Below are 18927 nucleotides of genomic sequence, written 5' to 3'. Positions count from 1 at the left end.
GTTGCATTTCCTCAACCGAAGAAGTTGCGGACGTGCTCCAGGCCCTCGACCAAGGTGTCGACCTCGGCGGGAGTGGAGTACAGGTAGAACGACGCTCGCGTGGTGGCAGGAATTCCGTAGCGAAGGCAGACGGGCCGTGCGCAGTGGTGACCCACCCGGACCGCGATGCCCTGCTCGTCCAGCACCTGGCCGACGTCGTGCGGGTGGATGTCGCCGAGCGTGAAGGAGATCGTCGCCCCGCGGTCCTCGGCCGTGCTCGGGCCGATGATGCGCAGGTCGGGGACCTCCAGCAGCCGCTTGACGGCGTACTCGGTGATCGCGTGCTCATGCTCGGCGATCTTGTCCATGCCGATCGAGGAGAGGTAGTCCACGGCCGCACCGAGGCCGACGGCCTGGGCGATCGGGGGCGTACCGGCCTCGAACTTGTGCGGCGCCGGCGCATACGTCGACGAGTGCATCGAGACGGTCTCGATCATCTCGCCGCCGCCCAGGAACGGCGGGAGGTCCTCCAGCAGCTCCTGGCGACCCCACAGGACACCGATGCCGGTCGGGCCGCACATCTTGTGCCCGGTGAAGGCGACGAAGTCGGCCTGCAGCGCCTGGACGTCCAGCACCATGTGCGGGGCGGCCTGCGAGGCGTCGATGCAGACCAGCGCGCCGACCTCCTGGGCCCGCCGGATGATCGCCTCGACCGGGTTGATCGTGCCCATGATGTTGGAGACCAACGTGAACGAGACGATCTTCGTCCGCTCGGTGATGACCTCGTCGATGGTGGACAGGTCGAGGCGGCCGTCGTCGGTGATGCCGAACCACTTCAGCTTCGCGCCGGTGCGCTGCGAGAGCAGCTGCCACGGGACGATGTTGGAGTGGTGCTCCATCTCCGTGATGACGATCTCGGTCTCGTGGTCCACGCGGTAGGGCTCGTCGGCCCAACCGAGCATGTTCGCGACGAGGTTGAGCGACTCCGAGGCGTTCTTGGTGAAGATCACCTCGTCGCGGCTCGGCGCGTTGATGAACGCCGCCACCTTGTCGCGAGCACCTTCGTACAGCGCCGTGGCCTCCTCGGCGAGCACATGCACGCCGCGGTGGACGTTGGCGTTGTGGCGTTCGTAGTAGGCGTTCAGGGCGTCGAGGACCTGGCGCGGCTTCTGGGAAGTCGCGGCATTGTCCAGGTACACGACCTTCTTCCCGTCGTGGACCACGCGGTCCAGGATGGGGAAGTCCTTACGGATCGCCTCTGTGTCGAGGAGGCCCGGCAGCTGTGTCACGCGGTTGCGCCACCCTTCGTGTAAGCCTCGTAGCCCTCGGCCTCCAGCTTGTCGGCGAGCTCGGCGCCGCCGGACTCGGCGATGCGGCCGTTCGCGAACACGTGGACGTGGTCGGGCTTGATGTAGCGCAGGATGCGCGTGTAGTGGGTGATCAGCAGGGTGCCGACCTCGCCGGTCTCGCGGACCCGGTTGACGCCCTCGGAGACGGTGCGCAGCGCATCGACGTCCAGGCCCGAGTCCGTCTCGTCGAGGATCGCGATGGCGGGCTTGAGGAGCTCCAGCTGAAGGATCTCGTGGCGCTTCTTCTCACCGCCGGAGAAGCCCTCGTTGACGTTGCGCTCGGCGAACGCCGGGTCCATGGAGAGACGCTCCATGGCCTCCTTGACCTCCTTGACCCACAGCCGCAGCTTGGGGGCCTCGCCGCGGATCGCGGTCGCGGAGGTCCGCAGGAAGTTGGAGACGGAGACGCCGGGCACCTCGACCGGGTACTGCATGGCGAGGAAGACGCCGGCCCGTGCGCGCTCGTCGACGGACATCTCCAGGACGTCCTCGCCGTCGAGGGTGACGGTGCCGCCGGTGATCGTGTACTTGGGGTGACCTGCCAGCGAGTAGGCGAGGGTCGACTTGCCGGAGCCGTTGGGGCCCATGATGGCGTGCGTCTCGCCCTGCTTCACGGTCAGGTCGACGCCCTTCAGGATCTCGCGCGGGCCGTTCTCGGCCTCGACGGAGACGTGCAGGTCGTGGATCTCAAGCGTTGCCATGGGGAACTCAGGACTCCTGGGTGACGGAGACGAGCACGTCGTCCCCTTCGATCTTTACGGGGTATACGGGGACGGGGCGCGTCGCGGGCAGTCCGGACGGCTTACCGGTACGCAGGTCGAAACTGGAGCCGTGCAGCCAGCACTCGATCGAGCAGTCCTCGACCTCGCCCTCCGAGAGGGAGACGTTCGCGTGCGAGCAGATGTCGTTGATCGCGAACACCTCGCCCTCGGTGCGGACCAGGGACACCGGCGTGCCGTCGATCTCCACCCGCTTGGGGGTGTCCTCCGCCAGCTCGCTCAGCGCCGCTGCGCGTACATAGCTCATGCCGCGGACGCTTCCAGCTCGGCCTCGATCTTGCTCATCAGACGCTGTTCGACGTCCGGGAGACCGATCTGCTGGACCAGCTCGGCGAAGAAGCCGCGGACGACCAGTCGGCGGGCCTCGTCGGCCGGGATGCCGCGGGCCATGAGGTAGAAGAGCTGCTCGTCGTCGAACCGGCCGGTCGCCGAGGCGTGGCCGGCGCCGACGATCTCGCCGGTCTCGATCTCCAGGTTGGGGACCGAGTCGACCCGCGCGCCGTCGGTGAGGACGAGGTTGCGGTTGAGCTCGTAGGTGTCCGTGCCGGTGGCGGACGCCTGGATGAGGACATCGCCGATCCAGACCGCGTGCGCGTCCTGGCCCTGCAGCGCCCCCTTGTACGTGACGTGCGAGCGGCAGTTGGGCGCCTCGTGGTCGACCATGAGGCGGTGCTCCTGGTGCTGGCCCTCTTCGGTGAAGTACAGGCCGTAGAGCTCGGCCTCGCCGCCGGGGCCCGCGTACGTGATGCGCGGGTGCAGACGGACGAGGTCGCCGCCGAAGGTGACGACCACCGACTTGAAGGTGGCGTCCCGGCCGACGAGGGCGTTGTGCTGCCCGACGTGGACCGCGGTGTCGTCCCAGTCCTGGACCGAGACCACGGTCAGCTTGGCGCCGTCGCCGAGGAGGTAGTCGACGTTGGCGGCCAGCACCGCGTCACCGGTGTGGTCGATGACGACGACCGCCTCGGCGAACGCGCCCACCTCGATGACCTGGTGGCCGAAGGCGGTGCCGCCCTCGCCGTGCACGGTGATCCGGATCGGCTCGGGCAGCACGGTCTCCTTGGGGACCGTGACGACCGAGGCCTTCTCGAAGGAGCTGTACGCCTGCGCCGCGACCCGGTCCACGGGCACGCCGGCCTTGCCGACCCGGGGGTCGGCGCGGTCGACGAGCTCGTGGGTGACGCCCTCGGGCGCCGTGATGTCGATCTTCAGGTCGGGACCGCCGGCCTCGGCGCTCCCGTCGTGCAGGCCCTTCAGCCGCGAGAGGGGCGTGAAGCGCCACTCCTCCTCGCGGCCGTGCGGCACGGGGAAGTCCGCCACGTCGTAGGACGGCGGGGCGCTCATCCTCGTGGCGACGGTGGACTCCGCGGCCACCGCGATGGAGCCGGTGGTCGTGGAACCCGCCGGTGGGGGTCCCCCCGCTCGAACGGAGCCGAGAGTGGGGGAGTTCTGAGCCTCAGCCATGGCTGTCGTCGTGCTCGCTTTCTGCAATCAGGGAGTCGGTCGCTGCGTGGGGCCGGGCGTCAGCCGACCGAGCCTTCCATCTGCAGCTCGATGAGCCGGTTCAGCTCCAGCGCGTACTCCATCGGCAGCTCACGGGCGATCGGCTCGACGAAGCCGCGCACGATCATCGCCATGGCCTCGAACTCCGTCAGGCCGCGGGCCATCAGGTAGAAGAGCTGGTCCTCGCTGACCTTGGAGACGGTCGCCTCGTGGCCCATGGAGACGTCGTCCTCGCGGACGTCGACGTAGGGGTAGGTGTCCGAGCGGGAGATGGTGTCCACCAGCAGGGCGTCACACAGCACGTTGGACTTGGAGCCCGCGGCGCCCTCGCCGATCTCGACCAGGCCGCGGTAGGAGGTCCGGCCGCCGCCTCGCGCCACCGACTTGGAGACGATGTTGGAGGAGGTGTTCGGCGCCATGTGGACCATCTTGGAGCCGGCGTCCTGGTGCTGGCCCTCGCCCGCGAAGGCGATGGACAGGGTCTCGCCCTTGGCGTGCTCACCCATGAGGTAGACCGCCGGGTACTTCATCGTCACCTTGGAGCCGAGGTTGCCGTCGACCCACTCCATGGTCGCGCCCTCGTAGGCGACGGCGCGCTTGGTGACCAGGTTGTAGACGTTGTTCGACCAGTTCTGGATCGTCGTGTAGCGGCAGCGGCCGCCCTTCTTCACGATGATCTCGACGACCGCGGAGTGCAGCGAGTCCGACTTGTAGATCGGCGCCGTGCAGCCCTCGACGTAGTGGACGTAGGCGTCCTCGTCGACGATGATCAGCGTCCGCTCGAACTGGCCCATGTTCTCGGTGTTGATCCGGAAGTAGGCCTGCAGCGGGATGTCGACGTGGACACCCTTGGGGACGTAGATGAACGAGCCGCCGGACCACACCGCGGTGTTCAGCGACGCGAACTTGTTGTCGCCGACCGGGATGACCGTGCCGAAGTACTCCTGGAAGAGCTCCGGGTGCTCCTTGAGCGCGGTGTCGGTGTCCAGGAACAGGACGCCCTGCTCCTCCAGGTCCTCACGGATCTGGTGGTAGACGACCTCGGACTCGTACTGCGCGGCGACACCGGCGACCAGGCGCTGCTTCTCCGCCTCGGGGATGCCGAGCTTGTCGTAGGTGTTCTTGATGTCCTCGGGCAGGTCCTCCCAGGAGGCGGCCTGCTGCTCGGTGGAGCGGACGAAGTACTTGATGTTGTCGAAGTCGATGCCCGACAGGTCCGAGCCCCAGTTCGGCATGGGCTTCTTGTCGAACAGCTTCAGGCCCTTGAGGCGGAGCTTGAGCATCCACTCCGGCTCGTTCTTCTTCCCCGAGATGTCGCGGACGACTGCCTCGGAAAGCCCTCGCTTGGCAGAGGCGCCGGCCACGTCGGAGTCGGCCCAGCCGTATTCGTACTTGCCCAGACCCTCGAGCTCGGGGTGAGCAGTCTCCGTGGGGAGCGTCATGCGGGGTTCCTCCCGGCCGTGCTTGCAGATGCTGTGGTGGTCTTGGTCGTGCTGTGAGCTGCCTTGCCGGCCCCGGCCTTCGGGATGAAGGTCGTACACACTCCATCGCCGTGGGCAATGGTGGCAAGGCGCTGTACGTGGGTCCCGAGCAATCGGGAAAAGACCTCGGTCTCCGCCTCGCACAGCTGCGGGTACTGCTCGGCGACATGGGCGACCGGGCAGTGGTGCTGGCAGAGCTGTTCACCGAGCTGGGAATTGGGCGCGCTGCGCGCCGTAGCAGCGTACCCGTCCGCGGTCAACGCCTCGGCAAGGGCCTGGGTGCGGGCCTCCGGCTCGGCGGCCTCCACCGCTTCGCGGTAGCCCTGGGCCTGGGCCGCGAGCCGCGCCCGGGCGAACGCCGCGACCGCGGCCTCACCCATCGCGCCGCCGCCCGCGGTCTGCGCGATCCAGCGCAGCGCATCGGTGGCCAGCTGGTCGTAGGCCTGGTCGAAGGCGTCCCGCCCGCAGTCCGTGAGGGCGAAGGCCCTGGCGGGGCGGCCGCGGCCGCGCGCGCCGTAGACCCGCTTCTCCCGGGGCTCGACGACACTCTCCGCGACCAGCGCGTCCAGGTGACGGCGGACCGCCGCCTGGGTGAGCTCCAGCCGCAGGGCGAGCTCGGCCGCGGTGGACGGACCGTGGTCGAGAATGGAGCGGGCGACGCGATTGCGCGTGCCCTCCTGCTCGTCGTGCGCCGACGGGACGGGGTGCTGCCGCGGCGCCGCGGCGGGGTGCTCGGGCGCGGAGGGGGCCAGCCCGGCGGCCGGGGCGGCCACTGGTGCTTCCTGATCCTCGCTCGACTTTTTCACAACGCCATTGTTGCGTAATTCCTCAGAGCGATTCAACCCATGTCCGCATCACGGACTGGTGGCCTCGATCACTTAGGGTCACCTAATCGCGAGGCCGGCCCGGGTGCCGCACTCCCCGCGCGCCGGGTGTCCGGTGGCCGGAACCCGCCATCGCACGAGCCCCGCCCGTGGGCGTTGCCGCCGCTCTCCGTAAACTGCCCGGCATGCGAACCGAGCCTGCCGTCGAGGTCGTCGGCCTGGTCAAGCGATACAGGACCAAGACCGCCGTGGACGGGCTCGGCCTGACCGTCGCGCGCGGCTCGGTGACCGCCGTGCTCGGCCCCAACGGCGCCGGCAAGACCACCACCGTGGAAATCTGCGAGGGCTACCGCCGTCCGGATGACGGCACCGTCCGCGTCCTGGGCCTGGACCCCGTCGCCGACGCCGCCGCACTGCGCCCCCGGATCGGCGTGATGCTGCAGTCCGGCGGCGTCTACGCGGGCGCCCGGGCCGACGAGATGCTGCGGCACACCGCCACCCTGCACGCCCACCCCGTCGACGTCGACCTCCTGATCGACCGACTGGGCCTCGGCAGCTGCGGCCGCACGCCCTACCGGCGACTGTCCGGCGGCCAGCAGCAGCGGCTCGCACTGGCGATGGCCGTCGTCGGCCGCCCCGAGCTGGTCTTCCTCGACGAGCCCACGGCCGGCCTCGACCCGCAGGCCCGGCACGCCACCTGGGACCTCGTGCGGGAGCTGCGCACCGACGGCGTGAGCGTCGTGCTGACCACCCACTTCATGGACGAGGCCGAGCAGCTCGCCGACGACGTCGCGATCATCGACGGCGGCCGCGTCATCGCCCGCGGCACCCCGGAGGAGCTCTGCCGGGGCGGTGCGGAGAACAGCCTGCGCTTCATCGGCCGGCCGGGCCTCGACGTCGCCTCCCTCCTCAAGGCGCTGCCCCCGGACAGCACCGCCACCGAGCTGACCACGGGCACCTACCGCGTCAACGGCACGGTCGACCCGCAGCTCCTCGCCACCGTCGCCTCCTGGTGCGCGCAGAACGGCGTCATGCCCGACGCCATAGCGGTCGAGCGGCACACCCTGGAGGACGTCTTTCTCGAGCTCACCGGCAAGGAGCTGCGCGCATGACCGCCACCGAGGCAGGTACCGCCACCGGTACGTTCACTCCGCGTCCCGGCGCCGCCCCGCTGCCCCGGATGATCCGCGCGCAGGCCACCCTGGAAGCCAGGATGCTGCTGCGCAACGGCGAACAGCTGCTGCTGACCGTCGTCATCCCGACCCTGCTGCTGGTGCTCTTCTCCGCCGTCGACATCGTCGACACCGGGTCGGGCAGGGCCGTCGACTTCCTGGCGCCCGGCATCCTCGCCCTCGCCGTGCTGTCCACCGCCTTCACCGGCCAGGCCATCGCCACCGGCTTCGAACGGCGCTACGGCGTGCTCAAGCGGCTGGCCGCCTCACCGCTGCCGCGCTGGGGGCTGATGGCGGCCAAGACCTGCGCGGTACTGGTCACCGAGGTGCTGCAGGTCGTCCTGCTGGCGGCGGTCGCGTTCGCACTGGGCTGGTCCCCGCACGGCGGCCCGCTGCCGGTCGTGCTGCTCCTCGTTCTCGGCACCGCCGCGTTCTCCGGCCTCGGGCTGCTGATGGCCGGGACACTGAAGGCCGAGGCCACCCTCGCCGCCGCCAACCTCGTCTTCCTGCTGCTCCTGGTGGGCGGCGGGGTCGTCGTCCCGCTGACGAAGTTCCCCGAGGCGGCCCGGACGGTGCTCGAACTGCTGCCGATCTCGGCGCTGTCGGACGGCCTGCGGGACGTGCTCCAGCAGGGCGGCGGGATGCCCTGGACCGACCTCGCGATCCTCGCCGCATGGGCCGTCCTCGGGCTCGGCGCGGCGGCCAGGTTCTTCCGCTGGGAGTAGTCGCGGGAGGGCGGCAAACGGGGACACACCCCCCTCGTGAAATCTTGCACAAGAGCCCGCCTACGATGTCTCCGTGCCGAATTCGCTGAAGCCACTCGAGCTGAACCCCCTCGAGCTGATCGCCCGCCGCTGGCAGCCGTCCGCGGCCTTCGTGCGGCGGGCCGCGCTGGCCACCGTCGTCATGGCCGTCATCATCGTCGTGACGGGAGGGGCGGTCCGGCTCAGCCAGTCCGGCCTGGGGTGCTCCACCTGGCCCAAGTGCACGCCGGAGAGCCTGACCCCGACCGCCGCGATGGGCATCAACGGCCTGATCGAGTTCAGCAACCGCATGCTGACGTACGTCCTGTGCGTGGTCGTCGGCCTGTTCATCATCGCCGCCCGCGCCAGGCATCCGCACCGCCGTTCCCTCACCCGCCTCGGCTGGGCGCAGTTCTGGCTCGTCATGAGCAACGCCGTCATCGGCGGCGTCACGGTCCTGACCGGCCTGAACCCGTACATCGTCAGCTCGCACTTCCTCGCGGCCACAGCGCTGCTCACGGTCGCCGTGCTGAGCTGGCAGCGGGCCGGCGAGGGCGACGAGGAGCCGCGCGACGTGGTCGCCCGCCCGGTGCGGCAGCTGGCCTGGCTGCTGGTGGCGGCGACCGGCGCGCTCACCGTCATCGGCACGGTCGTCACCGGCACGGGCCCGCACGCGGGCGACGCGCACAAGGTCCACCGCATCCCGCTGGACTGGCAGGAGATCACCCAGCTGCACGTCGACTTCGTCTATCTCGTCGTCGGCCTGACCGTCGCCCTGTGGTTCATGCTGCGCGCCGTCAAGGCCCCCGCGGCCCCGCGCCGGATGGTCGGGGAGCTCTTCGCCGGTATCGCCCTGCAGGGCGTCATCGGCTATGTGCAGTACTTCCTGGGCCTGCCCGAAATCGTCATCGGGCTCCACATGCTGGGCTCCACCCTGGTGTGGATCTGCGTGCTGCGGGTCTGCCTGTCGCTGCGCGACCGCGGTCCGCTCCAGGAGGACGACCCCGAGGCGCCCGTCCTCTCCGAGGAATCCGGGGCGCCCGCCCCTCAGGCCGCCTCCGCCGGCAGCCGGTAGACCCGTCGAGCCGTTCCCGACCCGACCGTCTCGATGATCCGCCGCCCCTCGGCGACGCCGCACAGCCCCTCGTCGGCCCACTCCCGGGCCACCCGTTCCATGGCCCGTACGAACAGCCGTGCCCCGGTGACGTAGAGCTCCGGCAGCCCACGCGTCCCGGACGAGAACAGCAGCTTGCCGAACGGCGCCTGACCCAGCGTCTCCCGCGGACTCGGTCCGACGTCCGCATAGACATGGGCGTGCACCCCGGCGAGCTGCGCCGCGCGCCGGTGGTGCGGCGCGGCGGGCAGCAGTACGACATCCGCGCCGAAGCCGGCCGTGGCCGCCAGGAAATCGGCCAGCGGCCCGGCATCGGGGCAGTGCAGCTGTACGGGCAGCCCGGTGGCCATGGCGCTCCACAGCAGATGCCGCACGAGCGTGGGCTCGACGAGCCGCTCCCCCGGCCGCCGGCCGCGCAGCCAGCGGTCCGCGGCCCGCCGGACCTCCCCGGCCTCGGGGGCGCGCCCGTCGCAGTGGGCGGCGCCGGAGGCGAAGGCGGTGGCGTGCTGGGCCGCGGCGTAGAGGGCCTCGGCGGTGTAGCCGAGAAAGGAATCGACGCTGCCGGAGGTGTCGGCGACCTGTTCGGCGAGCGCTTCGAGCCGGACGACCTCGTGGGCGCGGGCTCCGGCGGCGGCACCCAGTTCGGCGGCGGAGGTCAGATCGCTGGGGGTGCCGGCCTCCAGCAGGAAGGTGGCGATGCCGGCGCCGCGCAGCAGCAGCCGGCCGGCCCGGAAGGCGCCGAGCTCGCGCCTGCGGGCCAGATAGCGGGCGGGCGGACAGTGCGGCTCCAGGCCCAGCAGCGGGGGGCACCAGCGGCGCACGGCGAGCCCGGTCCGGCTGTCGAAGTAGCTGATGCCCGCGGGCGCCGGACCGTGTGCGCCGGCCGCCGCGGCCAGGTGGGCCTCGAAGGACCCGAGCCCGAGGTCGCCGTGCACCACGCCATGGCTGTGCTGGTCGATGAGCGGTGGCAGTCCGTCCATCCGCCCCTCCTGACCGAGAGCCCCCGGGCACGGACGAAACGCCGCGCCCGACGGGCCTAACGGGTGGGGAGGGAGTGAGGTAGCGGGCTCCGCTTGTGACGTGCGCCCCGGCGCACGCCGCCCGCTCCCGTCAGGAGTTGGCCGGGCCGCCCAGCTGGAGGCCCGCCATCCGGGACCATTCGTAGCGGCCGGTGCGGACCTTGGCGGCGAGGTCGCCGTCGAAGTCGTCCTGGAGCGCGAGCCCCGCCCGGTCGGCGGCCGCCTTGGCGTCCTCGAAGCTGTCCGCGACGAGGTTTCCCCACTCGCCGTTGGCGCCTACCAGGGCGATCCGGGTGCGGCCGCGGCCGATGTGCGCGAGCTGGCCCTCGGCGCTGCCGCCGTGGGTGTCGGCGAAGGCACGGATCTGCTTGGCGAGCCTGGCCACATGCTTGCCGGTCCGCTGGTCGCCCTTGGCCTCGGCCGCGGTCCGGGCCTGCTCGTCCGCCTGCTGGGTGTCTGCCATGGACAACATGCTACCCGTCGGTAATCGACTGAGGAAGAGTCCACGTCACACGGCCCACCGGGGCGGTCAGCGCAGGAAGGGGTCCACCGCGACCGCCACGAACAGCAGCGAGACGTAGGTGATGGACCAGTGGAAGAGCCGCATCTCCTTGAGCTTGGGGCCGGTGATCCCGGCCTTGGCGCGAGCCTGGAGGCCGTGCGCCTCCTTGAGCCAGAAGGCGCCGCAGACGAGCGCGACCGCGGTGTAGAACCAGCCGGTGTAGTCCAGGGGCTGGAGCAGCAGCGAGACGGCGACCATCACCCAGCTGTAGGCGACGATCTGCCGCGCGACGACCTTGTTTCCCGCGACGGCCGGCAGCATCGGCACGCCGACCCGCGCGTAGTCGTCCTTGACCTTCATCGACAGCGGCCAGTAATGCGGCGGCGTCCAGAAGAAGATGACGAGGAAGAGGATGAACGAGGCCCAGGAAACGGAGTTCGTCACCGAGGACCAGCCGATGAAGACCGGCATGCATCCCGCGATTCCGCCCCAGACGATGTTCTGCGCGGTACGCCGCTTGAGAATCATCGTGTAAACGACGACATAGAAAAGCAGCGCCCCGAGCGACAACATCGCCGACAGCGGGTTGACCAGGAACCAGAACCAGGCGGTGGAGCCGACGGCGAGGGCGGTCGCGAAGACCAGGCATTCGCGCGGCGAGACCATGCCGGTGACCAGGGGCCGCTGCGACGTACGGTCCATCAGCGCGTCGATGTCGCGGTCGAGATACATGTTGAAGGCGGCCGCGCCACCGGCGGAGAGGTATCCGCCGACGCACGTCGCCAGCACCAGCCACAGATCGGGTACGCCCTTGGCTGCCAGGAACATCACCGGCACGGTGGTCATCAGCAGCAATTCGATGACCCGTGGCTTGGTCAGCGCCACGAATGCTTTGACACGGGCCCCGAACGGCCGGTTACCGGGACTCCCGGGGGCCTGAGAGAGCGCCCCCGCTGGACGGGATTCGACGGCCGTCACGCACACCCCTGGAAGTAACTTCAGCGGCCCTTGCCGCGGAGATAAGGCCCGCAAGCCCGACCGGCCGCGAAAGAGGCGGTGAAGCTTGCGCGTACCACGCCACTTTAGACGTTGGCGATAGAGCGATCTTCGCGGGGGTCGGGTCGTGTTGGCCCCGCCCGGCGCCGCAGGCCCCGGCATTCCCCGGGCGTCCGCCCGACGTCCGGGAGGCGAAGGCGCCCGCCGCCCGGCAGTCTGGTCGTATGGCCGACGCATCCGGGCCGGGAACACCCGATGTCCTGACTTGGTTGCGCAAAGCGACGACCCCCCGCGGTACGGCGCACCGACTGAGCGTCGAAAACACCGACTGAGCGTCGAAAAGGCGGCCGCACCGGCGGGGGTAGGCTCGGCACCGCCGGCGGACATACCGTCCCCAGCGTCCGACATGTGGAGAGGAGCCCTGACTCAGGGTGAGCACCAAGCCGACCACCACAGATTTCGAGTGGACCGAACTGGACCAGCGGGCGGTGGACACCATCCGCGCCCTGGCCATGGATTCCGTGCAGAAGGTCGGTAACGGCCATCCGGGTACGGCCATGAGCCTGGCGCCCGCCGCCTATGTTCTCTTCCAGAAGCTCATGCAGCACGACCCGGCGGACCCGGACTGGACCGGCCGTGACCGGTTCGTCCTCTCCGCGGGCCACTCCAGCCTGACCCTCTACATCCAGCTCTACCTGGCCGGCTACGGCCTGGAGCTGGACGACCTGAAGGCCTTCCGGACCTGGGGCTCGAAGACTCCCGGCCACCCGGAGTACGGCCACACCACCGGCGTGGAGACCACCACCGGCCCGCTGGGCCAGGGCGTCGCCAACGCCGTCGGCATGGCCATGGCGTCCCGCTACGAGCGCGGTCTGTTCGACCCGGAGGCGGCGCAGGGCACCTCGCCCTTCGACCACACCATCTTCTGCATCGCCGGCGACGGCTGCCTCCAGGAGGGCATCTCCGCCGAGGCGTCGTCGCTCGCGGGCCACCAGAAGCTCGGCAACCTCATCCTGCTGTGGGACGACAACCACATCTCCATCGAGGGCGACACCGAGACCGCGGTCTCCGAGGACACCTGCAAGCGCTACGAGGCCTACGGCTGGCACGTCCAGCGGGTCGAGCAGCTGCCCGACGGCGACCTGGACCCGGCCGGTCTGGCCCGCGCCCTGACGGCCGCCAAGGCCGAGACCGAGCGGCCGTCGTTCATCGCGGCCCGCTCGATCATCGCCTGGCCCGCCCCGAACGCCCAGAACACCGAGGCCGCGCACGGCTCGGCGCTGGGTGCCGAGGAAGTCGCCGCCACCAAGCGCGTCCTGGGCTTCGACCCCGAGCAGGACTTCGAGGTCTCCCCGGAGGTCCTGGCGCACACCCGTGCCGCCCTGGACCGCGGGCGCGACGCCAAGAAGGAGTGGGAGAAGTCGTTCGCCGCCTGGCGCACGGCCAGCCCGGAGCGCGCCGCAGAGTTCGACCGGATCGCCGCCACCGACCTGCCCGAGGGCTGGGAGGAGCACCTCCCGGCGTTCGAGACCGGCAAGGCGGTCGCCACACGCGCCGCCTCCGGCAAGGTGCTGCAGGCGCTCGGCGCGGTCATCCCCGAGCTGTGGGGCGGCTCCGCCGACCTCGCGGGCTCGAACAACACCACGATCGACAAGACGTCGTCGTTCCTGCCCAAGGGCAACCACCTCCCCGGCGCCGACCCGTACGGCCGCACGATCCACTTCGGTATCCGCGAGCACTCCATGGCCGCGGAGATGAACGGCATCGCGCTGCACGGCAACACCCGCATCTACGGCGGCACCTTCCTGGTGTTCTCCGACTACATGCGCAACGCCGTCCGGCTGTCCGCACTGATGCACCTGCCGGTGACCTACGTGTGGACGCACGACTCCATCGGTCTGGGCGAGGACGGCCCGACCCACCAGCCGATCGAGCACCTCGCCTCGCTGCGCGCCATCCCGGGCCTCAATGTCGTACGCCCGGCCGACGCCAACGAGACCGCCATCGCGTGGCGCGAGATCCTCAAGCGCTACACCAAGAAGTTCGGCGTGGGGGCCCCGCACGGCCTCGCGCTGACCCGTCAGGGCGTGCCGACGTACCCGGCCAACGAGGATGCGGCCAAGGGCGGTTACGTCCTGTTCGAGGCCGAAGGGTCCGACGGGCAGAGCGCCGCGCCGCAGGCCGTCCTGATCGGTACCGGCTCCGAGGTTCAGCTCGCCGTCGAGGCGCGCGAGCAGCTGCAGGCCGCGGGCATCGCGACGCGGGTCGTGTCGATGCCGTCGGTCGAGTGGTTCGAGGAGCAGGACCAGGCGTACCGCGACAGCGTGCTGCCGCCGTCCGTCAAGGCCCGTGTCGCCGTCGAAGCCGGCATCGGCCTGACCTGGCACCGCTTCGTCGGTGACGCCGGGCGCATCGTGTCGCTGGAGCACTTCGGTGCCTCGGCCGACGGCAAGGTCCTCTTCCGCGAGTTCGGCTTCACCGCCGACGCGGTGGCGGCGGCGGCCCGGGAATCCCTCGAAGCAGCAACGCGCTGACGCCCGCATACGAGAAGTAGGAGATGCAGAACCCATGACAGACGCACTCAAGCGCCTCTCCGACGAAGGCGTCGCGATCTGGCTGGACGACCTGTCGCGCCAGCGCATCACGTCCGGCAATCTCGCGGAGCTGATCGACCAGCAGCACGTCGTCGGCGTCACGACCAACCCGTCGATCTTCCAGAAGGCGATCTCGGACGGCCACGGCTACGACCAGCAGGTCGCCGACCTCGCCGCCCGCAAGGTCACCGTCGAGGAAGCCATCCGCATGATCACGACGGCGGACGTCCGCGACGCCGCCGACATCCTGCGCCCGGTCTTCGACGCCACCGGCGGCCAGGACGGCCGGGTCTCCATCGAGGTCGACCCGCGCCTGGCGCACCACACCGCACCGACCATCGCCGAGGCCAAGCAGCTGGCGTGGCTGGTGGACCGCCCGAACACCCTCATCAAGATCCCGGCCACCAAGGCGGGTCTCCCGGCCATCACCGAGGTCATCGGCCTGGGCATCAGCGTCAACGTCACGCTGATCTTCTCGCTGGAGCGCTACCGCGAGGTGATGGACGCCTACCAGGCGGGCCTGGAGAAGGCGAAGGCCGCCGGCCTGGACCTCTCCCTGATCCGCTCGGTCGCCTCGTTCTTCGTGTCCCGTGTGGACAGCGAGATCGACAAGCGCCTGGACGTGATCGGCACGGACGAGGCCAAGGCCCTCAAGGGCAAGGCCGCGCTCGCCAACGCCCGCCTGGCCTACCAGGCGTACGAAGAGGTCTTCTCCTCGGACCGCTGGGCCGCGCTCGACAAGGCCGGCGCCAACAAGCAGCGGCCGCTGTGGGCCTCGACCGGCGTCAAGGACCCGGCCTACAAGGACACGCTGTACGTCGACGAGCTGGTCGCCCCGGGCACGGTCAACACCATGCCGGAGGCCACCCTGGTCGCCGCCGCCGACCACGGCCGGATCACGGGTGACACCGTGCGCGGCACCTACGCCGAGGCCAAGGCCGACCTCGACGCGCTCGCGAAGCTGGGGATCTCGTACGACGACGTCGTGCAGCTCCTGGAGGACGAGGGCGTCGACAAGTTCGAGACCGCCTGGAACGACCTGCTCAAGTCCACGGAGGCGGAGCTCAAGCGCCTCGCTCCCTCGGAGGGCTGATCCCCGTTGTCCAGCAGCAATCCGCTGCGTGACGCCCTGGACCGACGGCTCCCGCGTATCGCGGGGCCGTCGGGCCTGGTCATCTTTGGCGTCACGGGCGATTTGTCCCGTAAAAAGCTGATGCCCGCCGTCTACGACCTCGCCAACCGCGGCCTGCTGCCACCGGGCTTCTCGCTCGTCGGGTTCGCCCGCCGCGAGTGGGAGCACGAGGACTTCGCGCAGGAGGTGTACGAAGCGGTCAAGCAGCACTCGCGTACACCGTTCCGCGAGGAGGTCTGGCAGCAGCTCGTGCAGGGCTGCCGATTCGTCCAGGGCGACTTCGACGACGACGAGGCCTTCGAGACGCTCAAGGAGACGATAAACGAGCTCGACAAGGCCCAGGGCACCGGCGGCAACTTCGCCTTCTACCTCTCCGTGCCGCCGAAGTTCTTCCCCCAGGTCGTCCAGCAGCTCAAGAAGCACGGGCTGGCCGACCAGAAGGAGGACTCCTGGCGCCGCGCGGTCATCGAGAAGCCCTTCGGGCACAACCTCGAGAGCGCCCAGGAGCTCAACCGGATCGTCCACGAGGTCTTCCCGCCCAACGAGGTCTTCCGCATCGACCACTACCTGGGCAAGGAGACGGTCCAGAACATCATGGCGCTGCGGTTCGCCAACACGATGTTCGAGCCGCTGTGGAACCGCAGCTATGTCGACCACGTCCAGATCACGATGGCCGAGGACATCGGCATCGGCGGCCGGGCCGGTTACTACGACGGCATCGGCGCGGCCCGTGACGTCATCCAGAACCACCTCCTGCAGCTGCTCGCGCTGACCGCCATGGAGGAGCCCGCCTCCTTCGACGCGGACGCCCTGGTCGCCGAGAAGACCAAGGTGCTGGGCGCGGTGCGGCTGCCCAAGGACCTCGGCAAGGAGACCGTGCGCGCGCAGTACGCGTCGGGCTGGCAGGGCGGCGAGAAGGCCGTCGGCTACCTCCAGGAAGACGGCATCGACCCCAAGTCGAAGACCGACACCTACGCCGCGATCAAGCTGTCGATCGACAACCGCCGCTGGGCGGGCATCCCCTTCTATCTGCGCACCGGCAAGCGTCTGGGCCGCCGGGTCACCGAGATCGCGGTGGTCTTCCAGCGCGCCCCGCACTCCCCCTTCGACCAGACGGCGACGGAGGAGCTGGGACAGAACGCCCTGGTCATCCGCGTCCAGCCGGACGAGGGCGTCACGGTCAGGTTCGGCTCGAAGGTGCCGGGCACCTCCATGGAGGTGCGGGACGTCTCGATGGACTTCGCGTACGGCGAGTCCTTCACGGAGTCCAGCCCTGAGGCGTACGAGCGGCTGATCCTCGACGTGCTGCTCGGCGACGCCAACCTCTTCCCGCGCGTGGAGGAGGTCGAGCAGTCCTGGCGGATCCTCGACCCGATCGAGGAGTACTGGGACAGGCACGGCAAGCCCGCGCAGTACACGGCGGGCACCTGGGGCCCGGCCGAGGCGGACGAAATGCTCGCACGAGACGGACGGAGCTGGCGTCGGCCATGAAGATCGATCTGACGGAAACCACGTCCAGCAAAATCAACAAAGCGCTGGTGGAGGGCCGTCGCGCCGTCGGCACCCCGGCCATCGGCATGGTGTTGACCCTCGTCATCGTCACCGACGAGGAGAACGCCTACGACGCCCTCAAGGCGGCCAACGAGGCGTCCCGCGAGCACCCCTCGCGCACCCTGGTCGTCATCAAGCGGGTCAGCCGGTCGCCGCGCGACCGCGCCAAGGCCCGCCTGGACGCCGAGGTGCGGGTCGGCACGGACGCCGGCACCGGCGAGACGGTGGTGCTGCGGCTGTACGGCGAGGTCATCGACCACGCCCAGTCCGTGGTGCTGCCGCTGCTGCTGCCGGACGCCCCGGTGGTGGTCTGGTGGGCGGTGAACGCCCCGCTGGACCCGGCCAAGGACCCGCTCGGCGCGCTGGCACAGCGCCGCGTCACCGACTCCTACACGGCCGAGGAGCCCGTCACGGAGCTGACCGAGCGCTCCGAGAGGTACACCCCCGGCGACACCGACCTGTCGTGGACCCGCATCACGCCCTGGCGCTCGATGCTGGCGGCGGCGCTGGACCAGATGCCCTGCACGGTCACCTCGGCCGAGGTCGAGGGCGAGGAGTTCAACCCCAGCGGTGAGCTGCTGGGCATGTGGCTCGCCAGCAGGCTGAACGTCCCGGTCCGGCGCACCGTGTCGGCCGGTCCCGGCCTGACGGCGGTCCGGTTGGACACCACCTGCGGCCCGATCGTGCTGGACCGCCCGGACGGCTCGCTGGCCACGCTCTCCATGCGCGGCCAGCCCGACCGCGCGGTGGCGCTCAAGCGGCGGGAGACCTCCGAGCTGCTCGCCGAGGAGCTGCGCCGGCTCGACCCGGACGACATCTACGCCGCCGCGCTGAAGTACGGCGTGGCCCGGCTCGGCGACGGGGAGGCACAGCCCACGCCGGACGCCCCGGCGGCCGGCGAGAGCGCCCCGGAGAAGCCCGCGGCGAAGAAGGCGCCCGCCAAGCCCGCCAAGAAGGCGGCTGCCAAGTGAGCGCTCCGCAAGTCGTCGTCCACCGCGACAAGGAGCTGATGGCGAAGGCCGCGGCGGCCCGGCTGATCACGAAGATCGTGGACGCCCAGACCGCCCGTGGCTTCGCCTCGGTCGTCCTGACCGGCGGCCGCAACGGCAACGGCCTGCTCGCGGCCCTCGCCGAGGCCCCCGCGCGGGACGCGGTGGACTGGTCCCGCCTCGACCTGTGGTGGGGCGACGAGCGGTTCCTCCCGGACGGCGATCCGGAGCGCAACCACACCCAGGCCCGCGAGGTGCTCCTGGACGGCGTCCCGCTGGACCCCGCCCGGGTGCATCCGATGGCCCCGTCCAACGGACCGCTGGGCAATGACGCCGATGCCGCCGCCGAGGCGTACGCGGCCGAACTCGCCGCCGCGGCGGGCCCCGAGGACCACGGCCCGGTGCCGTCCTTCGACGTCCTGCTCCTGGGCGTCGGCCCGGACACCCATGTCGCGTCGCTCTTCCCCGAGCTGCCCGGCGTGTACGAGCGGGAGCGGACGGTGGTCGGCGTGCACGGCGCGCCCAAGCCGCCGCCCACCCGCACCTCGCTGACCCTGCCGGCGATCCGCGCGGCCCGCGAGGTCTGGCTGCTGGCGGCCGGCGAGGACAAGGCCAACGCCGCGGCCATGGCCCTCTCCGGCGCCGGCGAGGTGCAGGCCCCGGCAGCGGGCGCCCGGGGCCGCGGCCGCACACTGTGGCTGCTGGACGAGGCAGCGGCGACCCAGCTGCCGCGCGACCTGTATCCGCCGGCCTCGGCCTGAGCCGGGCGGCGCTCCGGCACAGCAGGGCCCCCGTACCGCTCGTCGGTGCGGGGGCCCTGCTGCTGCTCCCTGGCGCTCCGCACCCGGCCCACCCGCACGCGCCGGACGCGCCCAGGCCGTGTATCGAAAGTGGACCTTGAGCGATGAATGATCTCGATTCATGGGGCGGGGAGATCTCACGGACGAGCAGTGGGCGCTGCTGGAGCCGTTGTTGCCGAAGGGCACGAGAGGGGGGCGGCCGCCCGTCTGGCCGCGGCGGCAGTTGATTGACGGCATACGGTTCCGGGTCCGGACCGGGGACGCTCGCGCGGCGGGTTCACAACCAAGCTGCACCTTGCCGTCTGTATTGATCACGAGCGTTGTTAACGGTTGGGTCTTGATCACGGCGAAGGCCTCCGTGTGTGGTGGAGGTGTCGAATCTTCACCGCACGGAGGCCTT

17 protein-coding genes and 1 pseudogene are annotated in these 18927 nt (G+C 70.4%); 9 read left to right on the top strand and 9 right to left on the bottom strand.

Annotated features, from left to right (window positions below; all coding sequences use genetic code 11):
• Positions 1-11: 11 nt before the first annotated feature.
• Genes ACGFML_RS34825 through ACGFML_RS34800 form a run of 6 tightly spaced genes read right to left on the bottom strand, consistent with a single transcriptional unit; the run spans position 12 to position 5897 of the window.
• Positions 12-1268, bottom strand: a complete 1257-nt coding sequence (locus tag ACGFML_RS34825; protein WP_393549674.1) for a cysteine desulfurase — start codon at positions 1266-1268, stop codon at positions 12-14.
• Entirely contained in the window at positions 1265-2029 is a 765-nt protein-coding gene (gene sufC / locus ACGFML_RS34820) for a Fe-S cluster assembly ATPase SufC (RefSeq protein ID WP_393549673.1), read from the bottom strand. The genes ACGFML_RS34825 and sufC overlap by 4 nt, the downstream gene beginning before the upstream one ends.
• Before the next feature lie 7 nt (positions 2030-2036).
• On the bottom strand, positions 2037-2354 hold the full coding sequence (locus ACGFML_RS34815; protein ID WP_393549672.1) for a non-heme iron oxygenase ferredoxin subunit: 318 nt from the start codon (positions 2352-2354) through the stop codon (positions 2037-2039).
• A complete protein-coding gene (gene sufD, locus ACGFML_RS34810) occupies positions 2351-3571 on the bottom strand; it encodes a Fe-S cluster assembly protein SufD (RefSeq protein WP_393549671.1) in 1221 nt (406 codons plus the stop codon). Before sufD ends, ACGFML_RS34815 begins: the two co-directional genes overlap by 4 nt.
• A 59-nt stretch (positions 3572-3630) precedes the next feature.
• Complete coding sequence (gene sufB, locus ACGFML_RS34805; RefSeq protein WP_393549670.1) at positions 3631-5052, bottom strand: Fe-S cluster assembly protein SufB; 1422 nt, start codon at positions 5050-5052, stop codon at positions 3631-3633.
• Positions 5049-5897, bottom strand: a complete 849-nt coding sequence (locus ACGFML_RS34800; protein ID WP_393549669.1) for a helix-turn-helix transcriptional regulator — start codon at positions 5895-5897, stop codon at positions 5049-5051. Before ACGFML_RS34800 ends, sufB begins: the two co-directional genes overlap by 4 nt.
• A 203-nt stretch (positions 5898-6100) precedes the next feature.
• Between ACGFML_RS34800 and ACGFML_RS34795 the strand changes: the two genes are divergently transcribed.
• The 3 genes from ACGFML_RS34795 (at position 6101) to ACGFML_RS34785 (ending at position 8905) form a co-directional block, all read left to right on the top strand.
• Complete coding sequence (locus ACGFML_RS34795; RefSeq protein WP_393549668.1) at positions 6101-7027, top strand: ABC transporter ATP-binding protein; 927 nt, start codon at positions 6101-6103, stop codon at positions 7025-7027.
• Positions 7024-7812, top strand: coding sequence for an ABC transporter permease (locus ACGFML_RS34790; protein WP_393549667.1), 789 nt, complete (start codon positions 7024-7026; stop codon positions 7810-7812). The genes ACGFML_RS34795 and ACGFML_RS34790 overlap by 4 nt, the downstream gene beginning before the upstream one ends.
• A 73-nt stretch (positions 7813-7885) precedes the next feature.
• On the top strand, positions 7886-8905 hold the full coding sequence (locus tag ACGFML_RS34785; RefSeq protein ID WP_393549666.1) for a heme A synthase: 1020 nt from the start codon (positions 7886-7888) through the stop codon (positions 8903-8905).
• On the opposite strand, the gene ACGFML_RS34780 is transcribed toward ACGFML_RS34785, so the two are convergent.
• The 3 genes from ACGFML_RS34780 to ACGFML_RS34770 all read right to left on the bottom strand — a co-directional run bounded on the left by ACGFML_RS34780 (position 8878) and on the right by ACGFML_RS34770 (position 11449).
• On the bottom strand, positions 8878-9924 hold the full coding sequence (locus ACGFML_RS34780; RefSeq protein WP_393549665.1) for an amidohydrolase: 1047 nt from the start codon (positions 9922-9924) through the stop codon (positions 8878-8880). The two genes, ACGFML_RS34785 and ACGFML_RS34780, sit on opposite strands and share 28 nt — an antisense overlap.
• 130 nt (positions 9925-10054) lie before the next feature.
• Complete coding sequence (locus ACGFML_RS34775) at positions 10055-10435, bottom strand: hypothetical protein (protein WP_393549664.1); 381 nt, start codon at positions 10433-10435, stop codon at positions 10055-10057.
• 57 nt (positions 10436-10492) lie between these two features.
• The gene (locus ACGFML_RS34770) at positions 10493-11449 is read right to left on the bottom strand and encodes a heme o synthase (protein ID WP_393549663.1); all 957 of its coding nucleotides are present in this window, start codon (positions 11447-11449) and stop codon (positions 10493-10495) included.
• Positions 11450-11892: 443 nt separating this feature from the next.
• Here ACGFML_RS34770 and tkt point away from each other — a divergent pair, with 443 nt between their 5' ends.
• From tkt to ACGFML_RS34740, 6 genes and pseudogenes are all read left to right on the top strand, one after another.
• On the top strand, positions 11893-13995 hold the full coding sequence (gene tkt, locus ACGFML_RS34765; RefSeq protein ID WP_393549662.1) for a transketolase: 2103 nt from the start codon (positions 11893-11895) through the stop codon (positions 13993-13995).
• Positions 13996-14029: 34 nt separating this feature from the next.
• A complete protein-coding gene (gene tal, locus ACGFML_RS34760; RefSeq protein ID WP_393549661.1) occupies positions 14030-15148 on the top strand; it encodes a transaldolase in 1119 nt (372 codons plus the stop codon).
• A 6-nt stretch (positions 15149-15154) separates the two neighbouring features.
• A complete protein-coding gene (gene zwf / locus ACGFML_RS34755; protein ID WP_393549660.1) occupies positions 15155-16678 on the top strand; it encodes a glucose-6-phosphate dehydrogenase in 1524 nt (507 codons plus the stop codon).
• Positions 16675-17709: a glucose-6-phosphate dehydrogenase assembly protein OpcA gene (opcA, locus tag ACGFML_RS34750; RefSeq protein WP_393549659.1), complete on the top strand. Its 1035-nt coding sequence runs from the start codon at positions 16675-16677 to the stop codon at positions 17707-17709. The genes zwf and opcA overlap by 4 nt, the downstream gene beginning before the upstream one ends.
• A complete protein-coding gene (gene pgl, locus ACGFML_RS34745; RefSeq protein WP_393549658.1) occupies positions 17706-18488 on the top strand; it encodes a 6-phosphogluconolactonase in 783 nt (260 codons plus the stop codon). The genes opcA and pgl overlap by 4 nt, the downstream gene beginning before the upstream one ends.
• 160 nt (positions 18489-18648) lie before the next feature.
• A pseudogene (locus ACGFML_RS34740) lies at positions 18649-18786 on the top strand (transposase); the annotation flags it as partial.
• Positions 18787-18927: the final 141 nt, after the last annotated feature.

The organism is Streptomyces sp. NPDC048650, from assembly GCF_043199095.1.
Taxonomy (GTDB): Bacteria; Actinomycetota; Actinomycetes; order Streptomycetales; family Streptomycetaceae; genus Streptomyces.
Note: the sequence above shows the minus strand (reverse complement) of the source record. Positions and strands in the feature narration are given on the sequence as shown.